Source organism: Salegentibacter maritimus (assembly GCF_016236975.1).
Lineage (GTDB): Bacteria > Bacteroidota > Bacteroidia > Flavobacteriales > Flavobacteriaceae > Salegentibacter > Salegentibacter maritimus.
The window spans coordinates 1-16559 of record NZ_JAEHNY010000010.1 but is presented as its reverse complement, the minus strand read 5'-3'; the positions used below and the strand labels follow the sequence as shown (position 1 = coordinate 16559).

Annotated in this window: 13 protein-coding genes and 1 tRNA gene; 4 read left to right on the top strand and 10 right to left on the bottom strand. The window is 37.9% G+C overall.

Features of this window, described 5'->3' with window-relative positions; all coding sequences use genetic code 11:
- Window positions 1-54: 54 nt before the first annotated feature.
- From I6U50_RS11485 to rplM, 5 genes are all read right to left on the bottom strand, one after another.
- A complete protein-coding gene (locus I6U50_RS11485; protein WP_198638936.1) occupies window positions 55-777 on the bottom strand; it encodes a tRNA1(Val) (adenine(37)-N6)-methyltransferase in 723 nt (240 codons plus the stop codon).
- Between the two features lie 85 nt (window positions 778-862).
- Window positions 863-1690: a translation elongation factor Ts gene (tsf, locus tag I6U50_RS11480; RefSeq protein ID WP_198627949.1), complete on the bottom strand. Its 828-nt coding sequence runs from the start codon at window positions 1688-1690 to the stop codon at window positions 863-865.
- 89 nt (window positions 1691-1779) lie between these two features.
- Entirely contained in the window at window positions 1780-2664 is an 885-nt protein-coding gene (rpsB, locus tag I6U50_RS11475; protein ID WP_193710177.1) for a 30S ribosomal protein S2, read from the bottom strand.
- Window positions 2665-2830: 166 nt separating this feature from the next.
- Complete coding sequence (rpsI, locus tag I6U50_RS11470; protein WP_193710178.1) at window positions 2831-3217, bottom strand: 30S ribosomal protein S9; 387 nt, start codon at window positions 3215-3217, stop codon at window positions 2831-2833.
- Window positions 3217-3672 (bottom strand): 50S ribosomal protein L13, encoded by a 456-nt coding sequence (rplM, locus tag I6U50_RS11465; protein WP_193710179.1) that lies wholly within the window; start codon window positions 3670-3672, stop codon window positions 3217-3219. Before rplM ends, rpsI begins: the two co-directional genes overlap by 1 nt.
- A 343-nt stretch (window positions 3673-4015) precedes the next feature.
- Between rplM and I6U50_RS11460 the strand changes: the two genes are divergently transcribed.
- Window positions 4016-4606, top strand: coding sequence for a lipocalin family protein (locus I6U50_RS11460; protein WP_198638935.1), 591 nt, complete (start codon window positions 4016-4018; stop codon window positions 4604-4606).
- Window positions 4607-4717: 111 nt separating this feature from the next.
- On the opposite strand, the gene polA is transcribed toward I6U50_RS11460, so the two are convergent.
- The 3 genes from polA to I6U50_RS11445 all read right to left on the bottom strand — a co-directional run bounded on the left by polA (window position 4718) and on the right by I6U50_RS11445 (window position 9938).
- Entirely contained in the window at window positions 4718-7549 is a 2832-nt protein-coding gene (gene polA, locus I6U50_RS11455) for a DNA polymerase I (RefSeq protein ID WP_198638934.1), read from the bottom strand.
- Window positions 7550-7652: 103 nt separating this feature from the next.
- Window positions 7653-8966 (bottom strand): sugar MFS transporter, encoded by a 1314-nt coding sequence (locus I6U50_RS11450; RefSeq protein WP_198638933.1) that lies wholly within the window; start codon window positions 8964-8966, stop codon window positions 7653-7655.
- The gene (locus I6U50_RS11445) at window positions 8967-9938 is read right to left on the bottom strand and encodes a N(4)-(beta-N-acetylglucosaminyl)-L-asparaginase (RefSeq protein ID WP_198638932.1); all 972 of its coding nucleotides are present in this window, start codon (window positions 9936-9938) and stop codon (window positions 8967-8969) included.
- Between the two features lie 204 nt (window positions 9939-10142).
- Between I6U50_RS11445 and I6U50_RS11440 the strand changes: the two genes are divergently transcribed.
- Both I6U50_RS11440 and I6U50_RS11435 read left to right on the top strand, forming a co-directional pair.
- Window positions 10143-11369, top strand: coding sequence for a metallophosphoesterase (locus tag I6U50_RS11440; RefSeq protein WP_198638931.1), 1227 nt, complete (start codon window positions 10143-10145; stop codon window positions 11367-11369).
- A gap of 125 nt (window positions 11370-11494) precedes the next feature.
- Entirely contained in the window at window positions 11495-11791 is a 297-nt protein-coding gene (locus I6U50_RS11435) for a thioredoxin family protein (protein ID WP_198638930.1), read from the top strand.
- On the opposite strand, the gene I6U50_RS11430 is transcribed toward I6U50_RS11435, so the two are convergent.
- Complete coding sequence (locus tag I6U50_RS11430; protein ID WP_232805927.1) at window positions 11788-12579, bottom strand: polysaccharide deacetylase family protein; 792 nt, start codon at window positions 12577-12579, stop codon at window positions 11788-11790. The two genes, I6U50_RS11435 and I6U50_RS11430, sit on opposite strands and share 4 nt — an antisense overlap.
- A gap of 121 nt (window positions 12580-12700) precedes the next feature.
- Window positions 12701-15994: a DUF2723 domain-containing protein gene (locus tag I6U50_RS11425; RefSeq protein WP_198638929.1), complete on the bottom strand. Its 3294-nt coding sequence runs from the start codon at window positions 15992-15994 to the stop codon at window positions 12701-12703.
- Between the two features lie 321 nt (window positions 15995-16315).
- On the opposite strand from I6U50_RS11425, the gene I6U50_RS11420 reads away from it, so the two are divergent.
- Window positions 16316-16388 (top strand) — tRNA-Gln (locus I6U50_RS11420).
- Window positions 16389-16559: the final 171 nt, after the last annotated feature.

The window sequence follows — 16559 nt, the reverse complement described above, 5'->3', positions numbered from 1 at the left end:
GTGTGGTGTTTTACACAAATGTAACCAAGCTTTTTAAAGCAAACAATTTTAAGATTATAATTTAAGATAGAAGTCTTTTACCAGGTTTTTGTAATCATTTGTATAATGATGGCGTGAAATTTCTATAATAAGTTCATCTTTGGTGATTTTGTTTTCTTTAAACCCAAAACTCAGTAAACTTCTTTTAATTGGGGAAGCTTCGTTGCCTTTAACTCTGGTAATTCTCCTGGGAAAAAGACCGAATTCCGCGGCTAGGCCAATAAAATTTGTTTCTTCTTTAAACGGAATAATAGTATTAAATTCCCCTTCTGGATGAAGTAATTTTGAAACACCTTCGGTTAGTTGTGAAAAGGGTAGGGCTTCGGCGAAACGAGCCTTTTTTCTACTTTCGTTTTCAGAAATATAATCTTCAACATAGAAAGGTGGATTGGAGATTATGAGTTCATATTTTTCCTCATCCTGCATTTCCTCTACAAATTCATCAAAGGCGGCATGGTAGCAAAACAGGCGATCTCCCCAGGGGCTGTTTTCAAAATTGTCTACAGCTTGTTCGTAGGCATCTTCATCAATTTCCAGGGCATCTATTAGTGTTGCGTTAGAACGTTGGGCTAACATTAAAGCGATTAGGCCGGTTCCTGTGCCAATATCAAGAATACTTTCGGGTTTCGTGTCTAGTGTTGTCCAGGCGGCTAAGAGAACACCATCGGTGCCAATTTTCATGGCGCAGCGATCTTGTTCTATCTTGAATTCTTTAAATTGAAAAGCTTTTTCTGACATTTTGTGAAATTAAAAAAACCGCTTCAGAATAATGAAGCGGTTTTTGAGTTTATTGAGACTTCCCGTCTTCGCGGAAATGACTTTATTACTCTCCTAAAGCAACTCTTTCAAAACCTACAACAGTAAGATCTGCGTCCAGGGTCTTTACATAACCTGCAACGCTTTGTTTGCTGTCTTTAATAAAAGCCTGGTTAACTAAAGTGTTGTCTTTAAAGTAACGCTGAATTTTTCCTTTTGCTATTTTGTCTAGCATTTCTTCAGGTTTACCTTCCTGACGAAGGGTATCTTTAGCGATTTCTATTTCTTTGTCTATGGTTTCCTGGTCTACACCTTCTTCATTAAGGGCAATAGGATTCATAGCGGCAGCTTGCATAGAAACATTTTTTGCTGCTTCATCGGCACCTTCAACATTTTTAGAAAGACCTGTAACTACAGCAATTTTATTTCCTGCGTGGATGTAAGAACCTACGAAAGGAGCTTCTAAAGATTTAAAAGCACCAATTTCTATTTTCTCACCAATTACTCCTGTTTGCTCAGTTAATTTATCTTCAACTGAAATCCCGTTGTAATCTGCTTTAAGTAACTCTTCTTTAGAAGAAACTGTAAGCGCGATATCGGCAAAATTGTTGGCCATTTTGATGAAATCGTCGTTTTTGGCAACAAAGTCGGTTTCACAGTTAAGAGAAATAATAACACCTTTGGTGTTATCGTCGTTTACTTTAGCGATGGCAGCACCTTCGGCTGAATCTCTATCGGCTCTCTTAGCAGCAACTTTCTGTCCTTTTTTACGAAGAACTTCAATAGCTTTATCAAAATCACCTTCTGCCTCTACAAGTGCCTTTTTGCAATCCATCATTCCGGCACCGGTAGCTTTTCTTAATTTATTTACTTCTGCGGCGGTTATTTTAGCCATAGTATTATTTTTTATTTAAAAAAGTCGTTTAGAGACCAACTGTTAAGAAAGAAACTAAACGACTTTTTGAAGGTTATAAAATGTTGTTTTTATTCTTCTTCGTTAGATGCAGCTTTGTCTAAAGTTTCTTTTTTAGACTCAAGTTTCACATCTTTTTTAGCTTCTTTCATTGCCTTTTTGTCTTCAGCATCTTTAGAAGGAACTTCTCCCTCTGGTTGCTTGGCAGCAGCCTTTGGGGCTTTCTCTTCCTTATCAGCTTTCTCTTTTTTAGACTCTTTTGAAGCTTTTCTTTCAGAAAGGCCGTCTACAATAGCATCAGCTACATAAGAAACTACTTTGTTGATAGACTTTGAAGCATCGTCATTAGATGGGATTACGTACTCAACCTCACGAGGATCTGAGTTTGTATCTACCATTGCGAAAATTGGAATGTTTAATTTTTGAGCTTCTTTAATAGCAATGTGTTCACGAGTAATATCAACAACAAAAAGCGCTCCTGGAAGTCGGCTCATATCAGAAATCGAACCAAGGTTCTTTTCTAATTTAGCTCTTAAACGATCTACCTGAAGGCGTTCTTTTTTAGAAAGTGTATTAAAGGTACCATCTTTTTTCATTCTATCTATAGAGGCCATTTTTTTAACGGCTCTACGAATAGTTACAAAGTTGGTAAGCATACCACCGGGCCAACGCTCGGTAATGTATGGCATATTTGCTTTTTCAGCTTGTTCGGCTACTATTTCTTTAGCTTGTTTTTTGGTAGCTACGAAAAGTATTTTTCTACCGCTGGCTGCAATCTTGGCAAGGGCATCACCTGCCTCCTGCATTTTAGCAGCACTTTTGTATAGGTTGATGATGTGAATCCCATTACGTTCCATATAGATATATGGGGCCATATTTGGATTCCATCTTCTTGTAAGGTGTCCAAAATGTACACCTGCATCAAGTAATTCTTTTACTTCTACTTTATTTGCCATTTTTGTAATAGTTTACGTTCTGTTGAAGATAGCAACACGTAAGTGGCTGTTTTAAAAACACGGCCTTACCTGTTTAGATGCTAAACTAACTCCCAATAGCAACTGGGATAACAACAAAATTCTTTTTAATATTAAATGAACTTTGGAATATGAATTCCAATAAAAATTAACGTTTAGAGAATTGAAATTTCTTACGGGCTTTCTTCTGTCCAAATTTCTTACGCTCTACCATTCTTGGATCCCTGGTCATTAAACCTTCAGGCTTTAATATAGAACGGTTTTCGGCATCTAACTCTACCATTGCTCTGGAAAGGGCAAGACGAATGGCCTCTGCCTGTCCGGTAATACCACCACCGTAAACATTTGCGGTAATATCAAAGTTACCATCGTTTCCGGTAAGGTTAAGGGCCTGATTTACTTTGTAAAGTAAAGGACCTGTGGTAAAGTAGTCTTTAAGGTCTTTTTTGTTCACGCTAAATTTTCCGCTTCCTTCAGAAACATAAACACGCGCAACTGCCGTTTTTCTACGGCCAATTTTGTGAATAACCTCCATTACTTAAGATCGTTTAAGTTAATAGTTTTAGGCTTTTGCGCAGTATGATCATGTTCAGATCCTGCGTAAACCTTTAAATTTCTAAATAGATCTGCTCCAAGTTTGTTCTTTGGTAGCATTCCTTTTACTGATTTTTCGATAATTCGCTCCGGATTCTTTTCGAATAATTCAGCGGCTGTTAGACTTTTTTGTCCACCCGGGTAACCTGTGTGACGAATGTATTCTTTCGAATCCCATTTCTTACCGGTTAAGTTGATCTTCTCTGCGTTGGTAACAATTACGTTATCACCACAATCAACGTGCGGGGTGAAGTTAGGTTTGTGCTTACCTCTTAGTAGCTTGGCTACTACAGAAGATAGGCGGCCCAACGTCTGTCCTTCAGCATCTACGTGTACCCATTCTTTGGTCACGGTAGCCTTGTTGGCTGATACTGTTTTGTAGCTTAATGTGTCCACACTAATTAAATTTACTTGTTATTAAACATTCCATTCCCAATTCCCAACACGAATCATGTCGGGAAATTGGGGTGCAAATGTACAATTATAAATTCATATAGCAAATTGGAAATTAATTAATTTATTTTGAGGGATATAGCTTTAATTTCTATTCTCGGAAATAGAATCACACTATTTGGAATTTACTTTCAAAAGGCAAGTATAGCGTTATTTTGTTCCCTGATCTAGAAGATTTAATATCGATGAAATGCCTGTAAATGTGTTGAGTGGTAAATTTTATGTTAAAAAAGTCATAAAATTGTTTGAATGCTTTGTATTTTTGTAGTCTCAAATTGAATTAGCTATGAAGTACCTACTTAATTTTAAAAATGTTATGGGCATATTTTTAGCAGCACTTGCTTTAGTGTCTTGCGAGCCTAATGAAGATCATTTGAATTCGAACCAATTAAATCCTGCCAATGCTACAGCTACTATTACTCCAGCCGATCTTGAAGGTGAATGGATACTTTCGGCTATGGAAACCGATACTGTAGTAGATCTTAATGATGATGGTGTTTTTAATTCAAACATACTTTTGGAAACAAATTGTTTTCAGGATATGGGGGTTAATTTTTTACAAAATGGCGATATGATAACTACCAACTCAAAGTTAGATTTTAAAGCCGGAAACAATGATGATGAATTCGCATGTCTTTCTGGCCGCACAGATTCGGGAAACTGGGATGTTGAAAATCTTAATAATGAAGAGCGTTTGGTGATTACCATGACCATAGATGGCACCACAAGAACCCATAGCAGGGTTCTGGAAAGAACTGCCAATACTTTCGCTTTTGACATTAGTAAATTTGAATCTGAACAATATTATGGAAATCCGGATGGAACCGATGCCGAAGATGTTAGGGTTTTATCTTTAGAATACACAAGAGTGAATTAAACCAGCCAATATTTTTAGTGTTAGATAGAAAAACCTCACAGTTTAAGCTGTGAGGTTTTTTGCATTAAGATCGTAATTTCTACTGCCAACCGGACCACTGCCCACTGCTTTTTAATGTGCTTCCAGCCAGTTCTCGCCTTCTCCTAATTCTACATCTAAAGGAACATCTAGTTTGTAAGCGTTTTCCATTTCAAACTGGATTATCTTTTTTACTTCTTCAACTTCGTCTTTATGGGCGTCAAAAACCAATTCATCATGGACCTGGAGTAGCATTTTTGTTTTAAACTTCCCTTCATTTAATTTCTTATAAATATTAATCATTGCCAACTTAATAATATCTGCTGCACTACCCTGTATGGGTGCGTTTACAGCATTTCTTTCGGCAGCGCCCCTTACCACGGCATTTTGCGAATTAATATCTTTTAAATAACGTCTTCTGCCTAAAATAGTTTGTACATAGCCATTTTCACGAGCAAAATCTATTTGATCGGCAATATAACCGGTTAGTTTAGGATAGGTTTTATAGTAAGTGTCAATAAGTTCCTTGGCTTCGGCCCGTGATAAATTGGTTTGGTTGCTTAACCCAAAAGCCGAAACACCATAGATTATCCCGAAGTTCACCGTTTTGGCATTACTTCTTTGCTCCCTGCTAACTTCGTCTATGGGTACATTAAATACCTGGGAGGCTGTAGCGGCGTGAATATCTTTCCCCTCCTTAAAGGCTTTTATCATATTATCTTCCTGGCTAAGCGCTGCGATAATTCGTAATTCAATTTGAGAATAATCGGCGGCCAACAGAATATGGTTTTCGTCTCTGGGAACAAAAGCTTTTCTAACCTGGCGCCCACGTTCGGTTCTAATAGGGATATTTTGAAGGTTAGGGTTGTTGGAGCTAAGTCTTCCGGTGGATGCAATAGTTTGAACATAATCGGTATGGATCCTGCCGGTAGCCTTTTGTACTTGATTTGGCAGTGAATCTACATACGTATTCTGTAATTTAACCAAAGCTCTATACATTAACACATCTTCTACGATTTTATGTTCTTTAACCAGATTAGATAGTACATCTTCACTGGTTGAATATTGCCCGGTTTTGGTCTTTTTTGGTTTTTTAACCAATTTCATTTTTTCAAAAAGAACAAGTCCTAATTGTTTTGGGGAGCTTATTTTAAATTCTTCGCCAGCTTCTTCATATATACTTTTCTCCAGGTCTTTAATGTCGTTATCCAAGGCATCAGAAAGTGATTTTAGGAATTTCTCGTCTAATTTTATTCCTTCCAATTCCATAGCGGCCAGTACTCGAACCAATGGGATTTCAATATTATCAAACAGCTTTCGGGTGTTTGCTTCTTTTAATTCCTGTTCAAAGAATTTTTTAAGTTGAAGGGTTACATCGGCATCTTCTACACCATACTCGGTTTGCTGGTCTAAAGGAACTTCCCGCATAGATTTTTGGTTCTTTCCTTTTTTTCCTATTAATTCTGAAATAGGCTGCGGGGTGTAGTTAAGGTAAGTTTCGGCAAGAACATCCATATTATGGCGCATATCCGGATTTATCAGGTAATGCGCTATCATAGTATCAAATAACTTCCCTTTTATTTCAATATTATATTTAGCTAAAACCTTGATGTCATATTTTAAGTTTTGGCCAATTTTTTCAATGTTTTCATCTTCAAAAAACGGTCTTAGCTCCTCAATAAGTTCCTGTGCTTTTTCTTTTTCTTCGGGAAAAGGAAGGTAAAAACCTTTGCCGGTTTCCCATGAAAAAGCAATACCTACCAGTGCTGCTTCCAAAGCATTCAAGCTGGTTGTTTCAGTATCTATACAAACGCTTTTTTGTTTTGCCAAATTTTGAAGGAAGATTTGCCTGGCCATTTTGCTGTTTAGGCTTTGATAGACGTGTGCAGTATCTTTTAAAGATTTTCTTCCGCCCGATGTAGCTTCAATTTTTTCTGAATCATTTCCTGAAAACAATGAAAATTGACCTTCTCCGGCATTTTTTGAAACTTTTTTAGCTGAAGGAGAGTTGCTAACCTGGGTTTGAGGCGCGTCTTCTTCGCCGCTAAATAACTTTATAAATTGATCTTTAAGCCTTCTAAATTCAAGCTCATCAAATATCTCCTGAACTTTTTTGGCGTCAGGTTGGGAAAGCTCATAATCTTCAGCGTGAAACTTTACATCACAATCGGTTAGGATGGCGGCCAGTTGTTTAGAAAGAATACCCTGTTCGGCATGGCTTTCTACCTTTTCTTTCATTTTTCCTTTTAACTGGTCGGTATTGGCCAACAGCTCTTCCATGCTTCCAAATTGCTTCAGGAATTTTTTAGCTGTTTTTTCGCCCACTCCAGGAAGTCCGGGAATATTGTCTACTGCATCTCCCATCATTCCCAGGAAGTCTATCACCTGCTCGGGACGCTCTACTTCAAATTTCTTTTGTACCTCGGGAATTCCCCAAATTTCTATCCCATTTCCCATTCTTGCCGGGCGGTACATAAAAATATTTTCAGATACCAATTGGGCAAAATCCTTATCGGGGGTTACCATAAAAACCTGGTAGTTCTCTTTTTCTGCTTGTTTGGCGAGAGTTCCTATTATATCATCGGCTTCGCAGCCGGCTAATTCTACCACAGGAATATGCATGGCTTTTAAGATATCCTGTATAATAGGAATAGCATCTTTTATAGGTTCTGGCGTTGCATCACGATTGGCTTTATACTCGGCAAACATTTCGGTTCTTACCTGACTGCCTTCTTTATCAAAACAAACGGCCAAATGGTCTGGCTTCTCACGTCTAATAACATCAAAAAGGGAATTCATAAACCCCATGATGGCCGAAGTGTCAAAACCTTTAGAGTTTATCCTTGGGTTTTTAATAAAGGCGTAATAGCCCCTAAAAATTAGGGCATAGGCATCAACAAGAAACAGGCGTTTTTGAGCAGACATATCTTTTGGAATATTATTTTTTCTGAATATCCCAAAACTACAAAGATATTATCATACTGGCTTTAGGCCTTGCTAAAAACTTATAGATTAACACCAGATAAAATTAGGCTACTGCAACTTTTCTTTTCTTATTCCTATAAGCGTAATAAAAAATATAAGCGTAGCAAAGCATTACCAAAATTAGGGCTACATTAAAGTTAAAAGAATCTGTAAGGTAGCCATAGGCAGGAGGGATAATAGCACCTCCCACAATCATGGTGCATAAAATTCCCGAACCCTGGGCTTTATCGTCTCCCAGGCCATCTAGCGCAAGACTAAAAATGGTAGGGAACATTATTGAATTAAATAATCCCACACCTATAATGGTCCACATGGCAGTAAGCCCTACTGTTAGATTAGAGATAAGGATCATTCCAATGGCTCCAATAGCAAAAATGCTTAGAATTTTTGCCGGGTTGAATATAGAGGTAAGATAGGAGCCAATAAATCTACCAATCATAGCTCCTGTCCAGTAAAAAGTAACAAAGACTCCTACTACAGCCATATCGCTAGATGCTGAAACACCGGTGGTTAGGATCCATTCTGCAATGCTGCGCATAAAAGAAGTTTCCCTTACTGTAGTGGCAAGATCAAGGCTTAGAAAATAGTTTACCATATAGCTTCCCAGGGCAACTTCGGCACCTACATAACAGAATAGCCCAATAGCGCCAAGAATAAGATTTTTATTCTTTAGTACTTTTCTGTAATCATTAGACGCCTCTTTATCGCCAACTTTTGGAAGTTTTACAAAAAAGAAAACAAGCGCAATCACTCCTATAAAAGCAGCAATTCCTAAAAATGGGGTTTGTACTGCAGCTGCTTCAGCGGCTAAATAGGTTTTTTGGGCAGTAACATCTAGAGCTTCAATTTCAGCACTTGTTTTTACTTTGTCCTGAAGAATAAAAAGAGCTCCCAATGCCGGTGCAATTGCTGTTCCCAGTGAATTAAATGCCTGTGAAAGGTTAAGCCTACTGGAAGCCGTTTTTTCTGGTCCAAGAATAGTTACATAGGGGTTTGCGGCGACTTGAAGTATGGTGATACCAGCTGCAAGTGTAAAATATCCCAGCATAAAAATTCCGAAGACACGATAGGAGGCCGCCGGATAAAATAATAAGCAGCCCATCGCCATAGTTGCAAGCCCTAGAATAATTCCTCTTTTATATCCAATTTTAGATAAAATATAACCTGCTGGGATAGATAGTAAAAAATAAGCCCCAAAAAAGGCGAATTGTACCATTCCGGCCTGAAAATAGGAGAGGGTAAATACTTCCCGAAGTCTTGGTATAAGAGAATCTACGAGAACAGTTATAAACCCCCAAAGGAAAAAAAGTATAGTTACAAATATAAATGCAGTACGGTAAGATCTTTTTTGTTCCATTTAGAGATAAGATTGGCTGGGTGTATTGGTGTTTTTGTTGTCTTGATATTTTACAAAGGTAAAGCCTTTATGGAGGCAATAAGAACCTACTTCCCCATTTTTTCCCAAAGCTAATAAAGCTACCTGAAAATCTTTGTAATTGCTGTTCTGTTTAACAATTCGCTGTATGGCAATTTCACAAGCTTCTTGTGGGCTTTTGCCCTGGCGCATTAACTCTACAATAAGAAAACTGCTTACACTTTTCATAATGGCTTCGCCCATTCCCGTGGCTACTGCACCGCCAATTTCATTATCAATATAAAGTCCTGAGCCTATAATAGGAGAATCTCCAACCCGTCCATTCATTTTGTAGGCCAGTCCAGAAGTGGTACAAGCCCCGGCAATATCGCCTTTTTCATCAAGGCAAAGCATTCCAATGGTATCGTGGTTTTCTATATTAATTATTGGTTTGTATTCTTTCTTTTCTAACCATTTTTTCCATTTTTCTTCCGACTCTTTCGTCAGTAAATTTTTTGGTTTAAACCCTTGTTGAATGGCAAATTGGAAAGCTCCCTCCCCGGCAAGCATTACATGGGGTGTTTCTTCCATGACTTTTCTGGCTACAGAAACGGGGTGTTCAATTTCTTTTAAATAAACCACGCTGCCACATTCTCCTTCCGGAGACATTATACAGGCATCCAGGGTAACATTTCCATCTCTATCGGGCGCGCCGCCGTTTCCAACCGTTGTGTTGTTAAGATTTGCTTCTTCAACCCTTACGCCCTGTTCTGCGGCATCCAGGGCCGAGGCTCCTTTGTAAAGTAACTCGCCGGCAGTTTTACTGGCTTCGTGAAAATTCCAGGTGGCTATACAGATAGGGGAAGGTTTGTCCTGTTTTTTAAAAGTGGAGGCGTGTAAATTATAGGTGCCCGGTAAAAGGGTGACACCAGCACCGGATATACCGGCTGCTTTTATAAAATTTCTTCGTTTCATCGCTTGTTTTATTATAATTAAAAAGCCTTGAAAAATACTTCTTATTGCTGGTATAGTCAAATTTTATAGCTAAACAACATTTCTGGCACTATTTAAGTGCTTGTGTAAATATGGTTTAAGGCTTGTAACAGGCGTTAAATTAAAGCTAAACCAAATTTTAAAAATGATGATTAAAAGTATATTCGCAAAAAAATGGGATTGCTGATGCGTTGGATATTATTTATAATTTTCGTCTTATTTATTGAGATTTACGCCTACCAGGCATTAAAAACCATAACCCGAAATTACTGGGCGGTGTTGCTTTATTTTGTGGTGACACTTGCTGTATTTGCTAATTTTCTTTACCAATGGTTAACACCGGTAGAAGGGAGTGTGCTTACCGGTGCCAGGGGATATGCTTTTGGTTTTTTGCTTTCGGTGCTCCTATTTAAGCTTATTTTAACCTTAATAATGTTTGGGGAAGATATCTATAGATTGGGTGTTGGGACTTTTGAGAAGTTCTTTTCCTCTAAAGAAGATTTTTCCCTTCCGTCCAGAAGAAAATTTTTAAGTCAGTTGGCCCTGGGAATAGCGGCCATTCCATTTGCTTCGGTTTTATATGGTATGTATAAAGGAAAGTATAATTTTAGGGTGCTTAATTATACGTTATATTTTGAAGATCTTCCCGAGGCTTTTGATGGATATAGACTTGCACAAATTAGCGATGTTCATAGTGGCAGTTTTGATAATGAAAAAAAGATTAAATACGGGATAGACCTTTTAAACGAACAAGGTGCAGATATCGCTGTCTTTACCGGGGATTTAGTGAATAATGAAGCTTCAGAAATGGAGCCCTGGAAAGACTTATTTGGTCAAATAAAAGCTAAGGACGGAGTTTTCTCTGTCTTGGGAAATCACGATTACGGCGATTATAAGCAATGGAATTCGGCCCGGGAGAAAAAGGAAAATTTAGATACTTTAAAAGAAACCCACGCCAATATGGGTTGGAAACTTTTGCTAAACGAGCATAAGTTTATTGAAAAAAATGGAGAAAAAATTGCCCTGGTTGGTGTGGAAAACTGGGGTGCCGGCGGATTTAAAAAAGTTGGCGATTTAGATAAAGCAGGAGCGGGACTAAGCGAGAAAGATTTTAAAATTTTATTGAGTCACGATCCTTCTTATTGGCAGGAAAAAATAAAAAACGACAAAAAGAATTACCACTTAACACTTAGCGGCCATACTCACGGAATGCAGTTTGGAATTGAAATTCCCGGTTGGTTTAGATGGAGTCCTGTGCAGTATAGATATCAAAATTGGGCAGGAATATATGAGGAATTTGGACGTTATATTAATGTAAATCGCGGATTTGGCTATTTGGCATTTCCGGGGAGAGTGGGAATTTGGCCTGAAATTAGTGTAATTGAACTCAAAAAAGGTTCAAAACCCGCATAATTTATAGAATTTACTATATTTGAATTAGTGTTTTCTCCAAAGAATTATCATTTTAACCATTGTATTACCAGTCTTATTTTTAAAGTTGAAAAGGGGACTGAGAATTTAATTAAAACAAAAGCTGCATGTCAAAATTTGGTGAATTAATAGACCTCAATATTCCGGTGTTGCTGGATTTCTATACCGAATGGAACGAGGATTCTAAACTTATGAACCCGGTCTTGCGAGAAGTTGCCGCCACTATGGGCAATAAGGTAAAAGTGATAAAAATAGATGTAGATAAAAATGTACAGCTTGCCGAAGCGCTTCGGGTTAAAGTATTGCCAACACTTATAATTTATAAGTCTGGCGAGATGAAATGGCGCCAAAGCGGCGAACAGGATGCAGTAACCCTCGTAGGAATTCTAAAGGAATATCTTTAGAGCGATTTAAAGGCAAAGCCTTTTTCGGTATAATGTTTTAGTACTTTTGGTAGTACATACTTAAGGTGTTCTGAAGCCTTGATACTGTCGTGAAAAACAATAATACTTCCTTCCGAAGTATTTTTAAGAACATTGCTTAAGCATTTTTCTTTAGAGATTCTGTGATCAAAATCACCGCTTAACACATCCCACATAACGATCTTATAATGCTGTTTTACAAGTTCTGCAGCTTGTGAATTTTTAATCTTTCCGTAAGGTGGGCGCAATAGTTTTAGGTTTAAGCTTTGGGATTGAAAGTTCTGGGTTGCGAGTTGCGGGTTTTGTTCCCCGGTTTCGTGGTTTCTGGTTTTTCCTTTTTTGTTCTTGCTTTCTGTTCCCTTTCTCTTTTCTCTATTGTCTCTTTTCTCGCCTCTATTTTCAAGAAGGCTTTCTTCAGCTTTCAATACGTTGTTAACATAGGCATCGGTTTTCGTTTTCCATCCGTTTAGATGGTTAAAAGTGTGATTTCCCACACGATGTCCTCCTTTTAATATCTGCTGAAATATTTTCGGGTTTTTTCTAATGTTATCACCTATGCAAAAGAAAGTGGCTTTTGCATGATATTGTTCTAAAGTGTGCAAAACCCAGGGAGTGATTTCGGGGATTGGTCCATCATCAAAGCTTAGGAAAATGGTCTTTTCTGCTTCAAGTCTTGTAAGCCTATTGGGATAAAGCTTTCTTAAAAGGAAAGGATATTTTACTAAAAACGAGCTCATATCGGCTGTCGAAATAAATTTTAAAATTCTCATTGTGTCCCGGAAGCTTTTCGGGATTATTTCAGGACTTTAGATATTGATAATCAAAAAGCCTATTAGAAGCTGAAACGAGTTCAGCTTGACGAAAATAGGCTTTTTGGATATTCCATTTCTTCTATTCCGATGAATCTATCCTAAGAGAATTGCCTGTATTTAATTCAGAATTTATTCCTTCTTCGCGTAATACCTCTTCAGGAGCCTCAGGAGTTATTTCTTCTTCTTCACCGTAAAAATGCCTAAACATTTCCAGATGTTTGTTAAACTCATCGGCTTTTTCTTCAATAATCTCTTCATCCTGATGCATTACAAGTATATCTATAAGGGCTCTATAGCGTTCAATATTAGAGATAATTTCATTAAAACTACGGTATTGCCTATCTATATCCCAACTGCCGTAATAGTTTAAGTTCTCTTTATAATGTGTGGCGATTTTGTTCCAAATTTCCCGGGCTTTTTCAGGTTGCCCCACTTCATAATAACCGGTTACGTAAGGCTCAAGTAGTGCATAATAATTGTAATGTTCTACAGGCATATTTTCCATAGCAAGATCAAGTACTTTTTTGGCTCTTGTGGTATCTTGCTCATTTAGTAGATTTTCTACCAGCCTGGCCAGGTTGCTTCTGTAGGTAATAGAGTTTCTACGTGTTTCCGGATCGTGATAAATATCGTCTGATCCCATATTACCCCAATCCCAGTTTGTTACTATATCGTACATTTTATCTGTATTGATACGTCCCATATCATAAGGGTTTCTTGGGTCTACCGGGGTTTTTATAGGCACTAATTTATAAGCAACCCCTTCTAGTTGAAGATATTCTTTCATCCACAGATAATCTTCGTCATTAAAGCTTCCCCCGGAGAAATAAATAGGTCTTTCCCAGTTATTATTTCCAAGAATATCCAGCATCAACAATGTATTCTTATAAATAACATCTGAATCGATATTGATCACAATTTCATCTACAATCTCGTCAGCAAATCGCTTGTCTACGATGCCATTTTTTAACACAGTTTCTTTATCTACCGGAATACGAATATTTTTAGTAGGGAAAGTATTGATCATTTGTCCGCTTTGCAATTCGGCTTGCGTTCTTGGGTCGTCATTTTGAATATAATTCAGCCAGGTTTTAATGGGAATAGTATCGTTTGTAACCTCTTTGGCAAAAACGGCGTCATTAACCCCATTGTAATCTTTATTTTCAAATTGCGAAGGTATTGGGTCGCTGTCAAAAGCCTTTTGCTTCATTTGATCTATATACCAATCGGTAGCAAACAGGCTGGTATTTACAACTCTTACATCTGTACGGTAACGTTCAATTTGCTGTACATACCAAAGCGCAAAAGTATCGTTATCTCCAATGGTGAAAATAATTCCATTTTCATCTACTGAATCCAGGTACATTTTTGCCATAGTAAGGGTAGTGTCCCTACCGCTACGATCGTGGTCGTCCCAGTTTTCTGAAGCTAAAAGTACCGGTACTGCCAGTAAAGATGCAGCAATTACAATAGGTGCTGCCAGTTTTGGTTTTAGGAATTTTTTGGCCCAATCAAATAGTGCATATGCGCCAAAACCTATCCAGATAGCAAATACATAAAAAGAGCCTACTAAGGCATAATCACGCTCACGTGGCTCAAAAGGCCTTTCGTTAAGGTATATTTTTAAAGCTATTCCTGTAAAGAGGAAAAACACCAGTAATACCCAAAAATTATTTTTATCACGTTTAAATTGAAAAACAAGTCCTATTAATCCCAAAATTAAAGGAAGGAAATAGTAGGTGTTTCTTGCTTTATTGTTTTTAACATCGCTGGGAAGGTTATCCTGAGGCCCTATGTGCATCTCGTCTATAAAATCTATACCGCTAAGCCAGTTTCCATGCAAATCGGTATATTTTCCCTGGTTATCGTCCTGGCGCCCAACAAAATTCCACATAAAATAACGCCAGTACATATAGCCAATTTGATATTCTAATAAATACCCAATATTAGAGGCGAAAGATGGTTTTTCTATGTTGAGGTAATCCCCAAACTGGCGAAGGAAATTATGATAATCGTTATTATCTAACTCACCCTGTGCATACCTGTTTTGAAATTCGTTTACCGCGCTCACCAGTCTCTCTTCGCCCTGGTATTCGGGTTTTATAGTGAATTCCAACGGGCCGGTAAAATCCATATAATTGGCAGCGTGTTGTGAACTCCACATTCTCGGCAAAATGGCCTTATGGGAATCGTCCAGGTTTTGTCTTGCGTTTTTATAATCGTTAACAATTATATATTTTCCGGCTTCTTCGTCTTTCTCGTATTTAGGTTTTGCATCGGCATACGGATTGTTTGCATCCAGGCCAGCATACATTTCAGAAAATTGCGGACCATAAAACAAATGAGTTTCCCCGTATTGTTCCCTGTTATAATACGCCAATAGTTCACGGGCGTTATCGGGGCTGTTTTCATTAATAACCGTAGGGGCATTAGACCTTATAGGAAGCATCACCCAACTAGAAAACCCGATAAGGATAAAAAGAATGCACAGAAATAGGGTGTTTAATTGAAAATAATTTTTCTTCCGGGTATAATTAATTCCGAAGTAAAAGAGGGCTACAATGGCTAAAAGCGCTATGATGGTACCTGTGTTAAAGGGAAGTCCCAGGGAGTTGGTAAAGAACAATTCTGAAGCAGCAAAGAATGTAAGGGTGTAGGGTAGGAGTAGTTTAAAGATAAACATCAAAACAGCTACCACTACAATATTTGCAATGATAAAGTTCTTTACAGTAACTTTTTTGTAGTTTTTAAAGAAGTATAAGAAGCCAATTGCAGGAATGGTAAGTAGGCCCATAAAGTGAACTCCAAAAGATAAACCTACTACCAGTGAAATTAAAATAAGCCATTTATTTCCTCTTGGTTTAAACATATCCCTTTCCCAAAGTAGGCCTAAATAGAAAAGCAGCGCCATAATACAGGCGGCCATAGCATACACTTCGGCTTCTACGGCACTAAACCAAAAGCTATCTGTAAAAGTGAAGGCTAAAGATCCAACAAGGGCACTTCCTAAAACCGCCACTTTATTGGCGGGCTTAAGCTTTTCTGCGGGTCCGGCTATTTTTAAAACCAGTAAACTTATAGACCAGAACATAAACAACACAGCAAAAGCACTGGCGGCCCCAGACATGAAATTTACCATAAGTGCAACCTGAGAATTGTCGGGTGCGAAAGTAGCAAAGAATGCACCTAGCATTTGGTATAATGGTGCTCCCGGAGGATGCCCTACTTCAAGGTTTGCTGAAGTAGCAATATACTCACCGGCATCCCAAAAACTTGCTGTTGGTTCCAGGGTGAGGGTGTATGTGGTGAGTGCAATTAAAAATACCAGCCATCCCAATATTTTGTTCCACTTCTTAAAGCTAAAATCTGTCATTTTATAGTAAAATTGAATCTTATGTGGCGAATTTAATAATAAAAATAAGAATGCCCGATAATCGGGAATTAATTGAATTGAGGTTAAGTGAACTTACAGCTTATTTTACAACATTACTGCCTTAAGATTTGCTGAAGTAGTTTAGTAACGGACTTTAAAACAAAATATTTTCTGAAAAGACTGGAAATGAAGCTGTTTTGCAAGCTCTCTGTACCATTTTTTTAAAGTGAATTCAGGCCTCAAGAAAAAACTATAATTTTTTTGTGGAAAAAGTTTGTGCAATAGAAACTTTGTTTTAAATTTGCATCCGCATTACAGTAATGGCCTATGGTGTAACTGGCAACACGTCTGGTTTTGGTCCAGAAGAGTCTAGGTTCGAGCCCTAGTAGGCCAACAAATTAAACCGAATTCTGAAAAGAGTTCGGTTTTTTGTTTTGGAGAAAACTGGACGGGGGATAAAGGGGGATCAAGGATCAAGAACATTTTCTGGGTTTTTGCTTTTTTAAGCAAATAATTTTTCGAGTCTAAATAGGAAGAACTCGGTATTTCTTACTCCTCTTAATTG

What these genes read in the sequence shown, in the direction of transcription:
- I6U50_RS11485 (WP_198638936.1), bottom strand. Translation starts at nt 777, where the DNA reads ATGTCAGAAAAAGCTTTTCAATTTAAAGAATTCAAGATAGAACAAGAT.
- tsf (WP_198627949.1), bottom strand. Translation starts at nt 1,690, where the DNA reads ATGGCTAAAATAACCGCCGCAGAAGTAAATAAATTAAGAAAAGCTACC.
- rpsB (WP_193710177.1), bottom strand. Translation starts at nt 2,664, where the DNA reads ATGGCAAATAAAGTAGAAGTAAAAGAATTACTTGATGCAGGTGTACAT.
- rpsI (WP_193710178.1), bottom strand. Translation starts at nt 3,217, where the DNA reads ATGGAGGTTATTCACAAAATTGGCCGTAGAAAAACGGCAGTTGCGCGT.
- I6U50_RS11460 (WP_198638935.1), top strand. Translation starts at nt 4,016, where the DNA reads ATGAAGTACCTACTTAATTTTAAAAATGTTATGGGCATATTTTTAGCA.
- polA (WP_198638934.1), bottom strand. Translation starts at nt 7,549, where the DNA reads ATGTCTGCTCAAAAACGCCTGTTTCTTGTTGATGCCTATGCCCTAATT.
- I6U50_RS11450 (WP_198638933.1), bottom strand. Translation starts at nt 8,966, where the DNA reads ATGGAACAAAAAAGATCTTACCGTACTGCATTTATATTTGTAACTATA.
- I6U50_RS11445 (WP_198638932.1), bottom strand. Translation starts at nt 9,938, where the DNA reads ATGAAACGAAGAAATTTTATAAAAGCAGCCGGTATATCCGGTGCTGGT.
- I6U50_RS11440 (WP_198638931.1), top strand. Translation starts at nt 10,143, where the DNA reads ATGCGTTGGATATTATTTATAATTTTCGTCTTATTTATTGAGATTTAC.
- I6U50_RS11435 (WP_198638930.1), top strand. Translation starts at nt 11,495, where the DNA reads ATGTCAAAATTTGGTGAATTAATAGACCTCAATATTCCGGTGTTGCTG.
- I6U50_RS11430 (WP_232805927.1), bottom strand. Translation starts at nt 12,579, where the DNA reads ATGAGAATTTTAAAATTTATTTCGACAGCCGATATGAGCTCGTTTTTA.
- I6U50_RS11425 (WP_198638929.1), bottom strand. Translation starts at nt 15,994, where the DNA reads ATGACAGATTTTAGCTTTAAGAAGTGGAACAAAATATTGGGATGGCTG.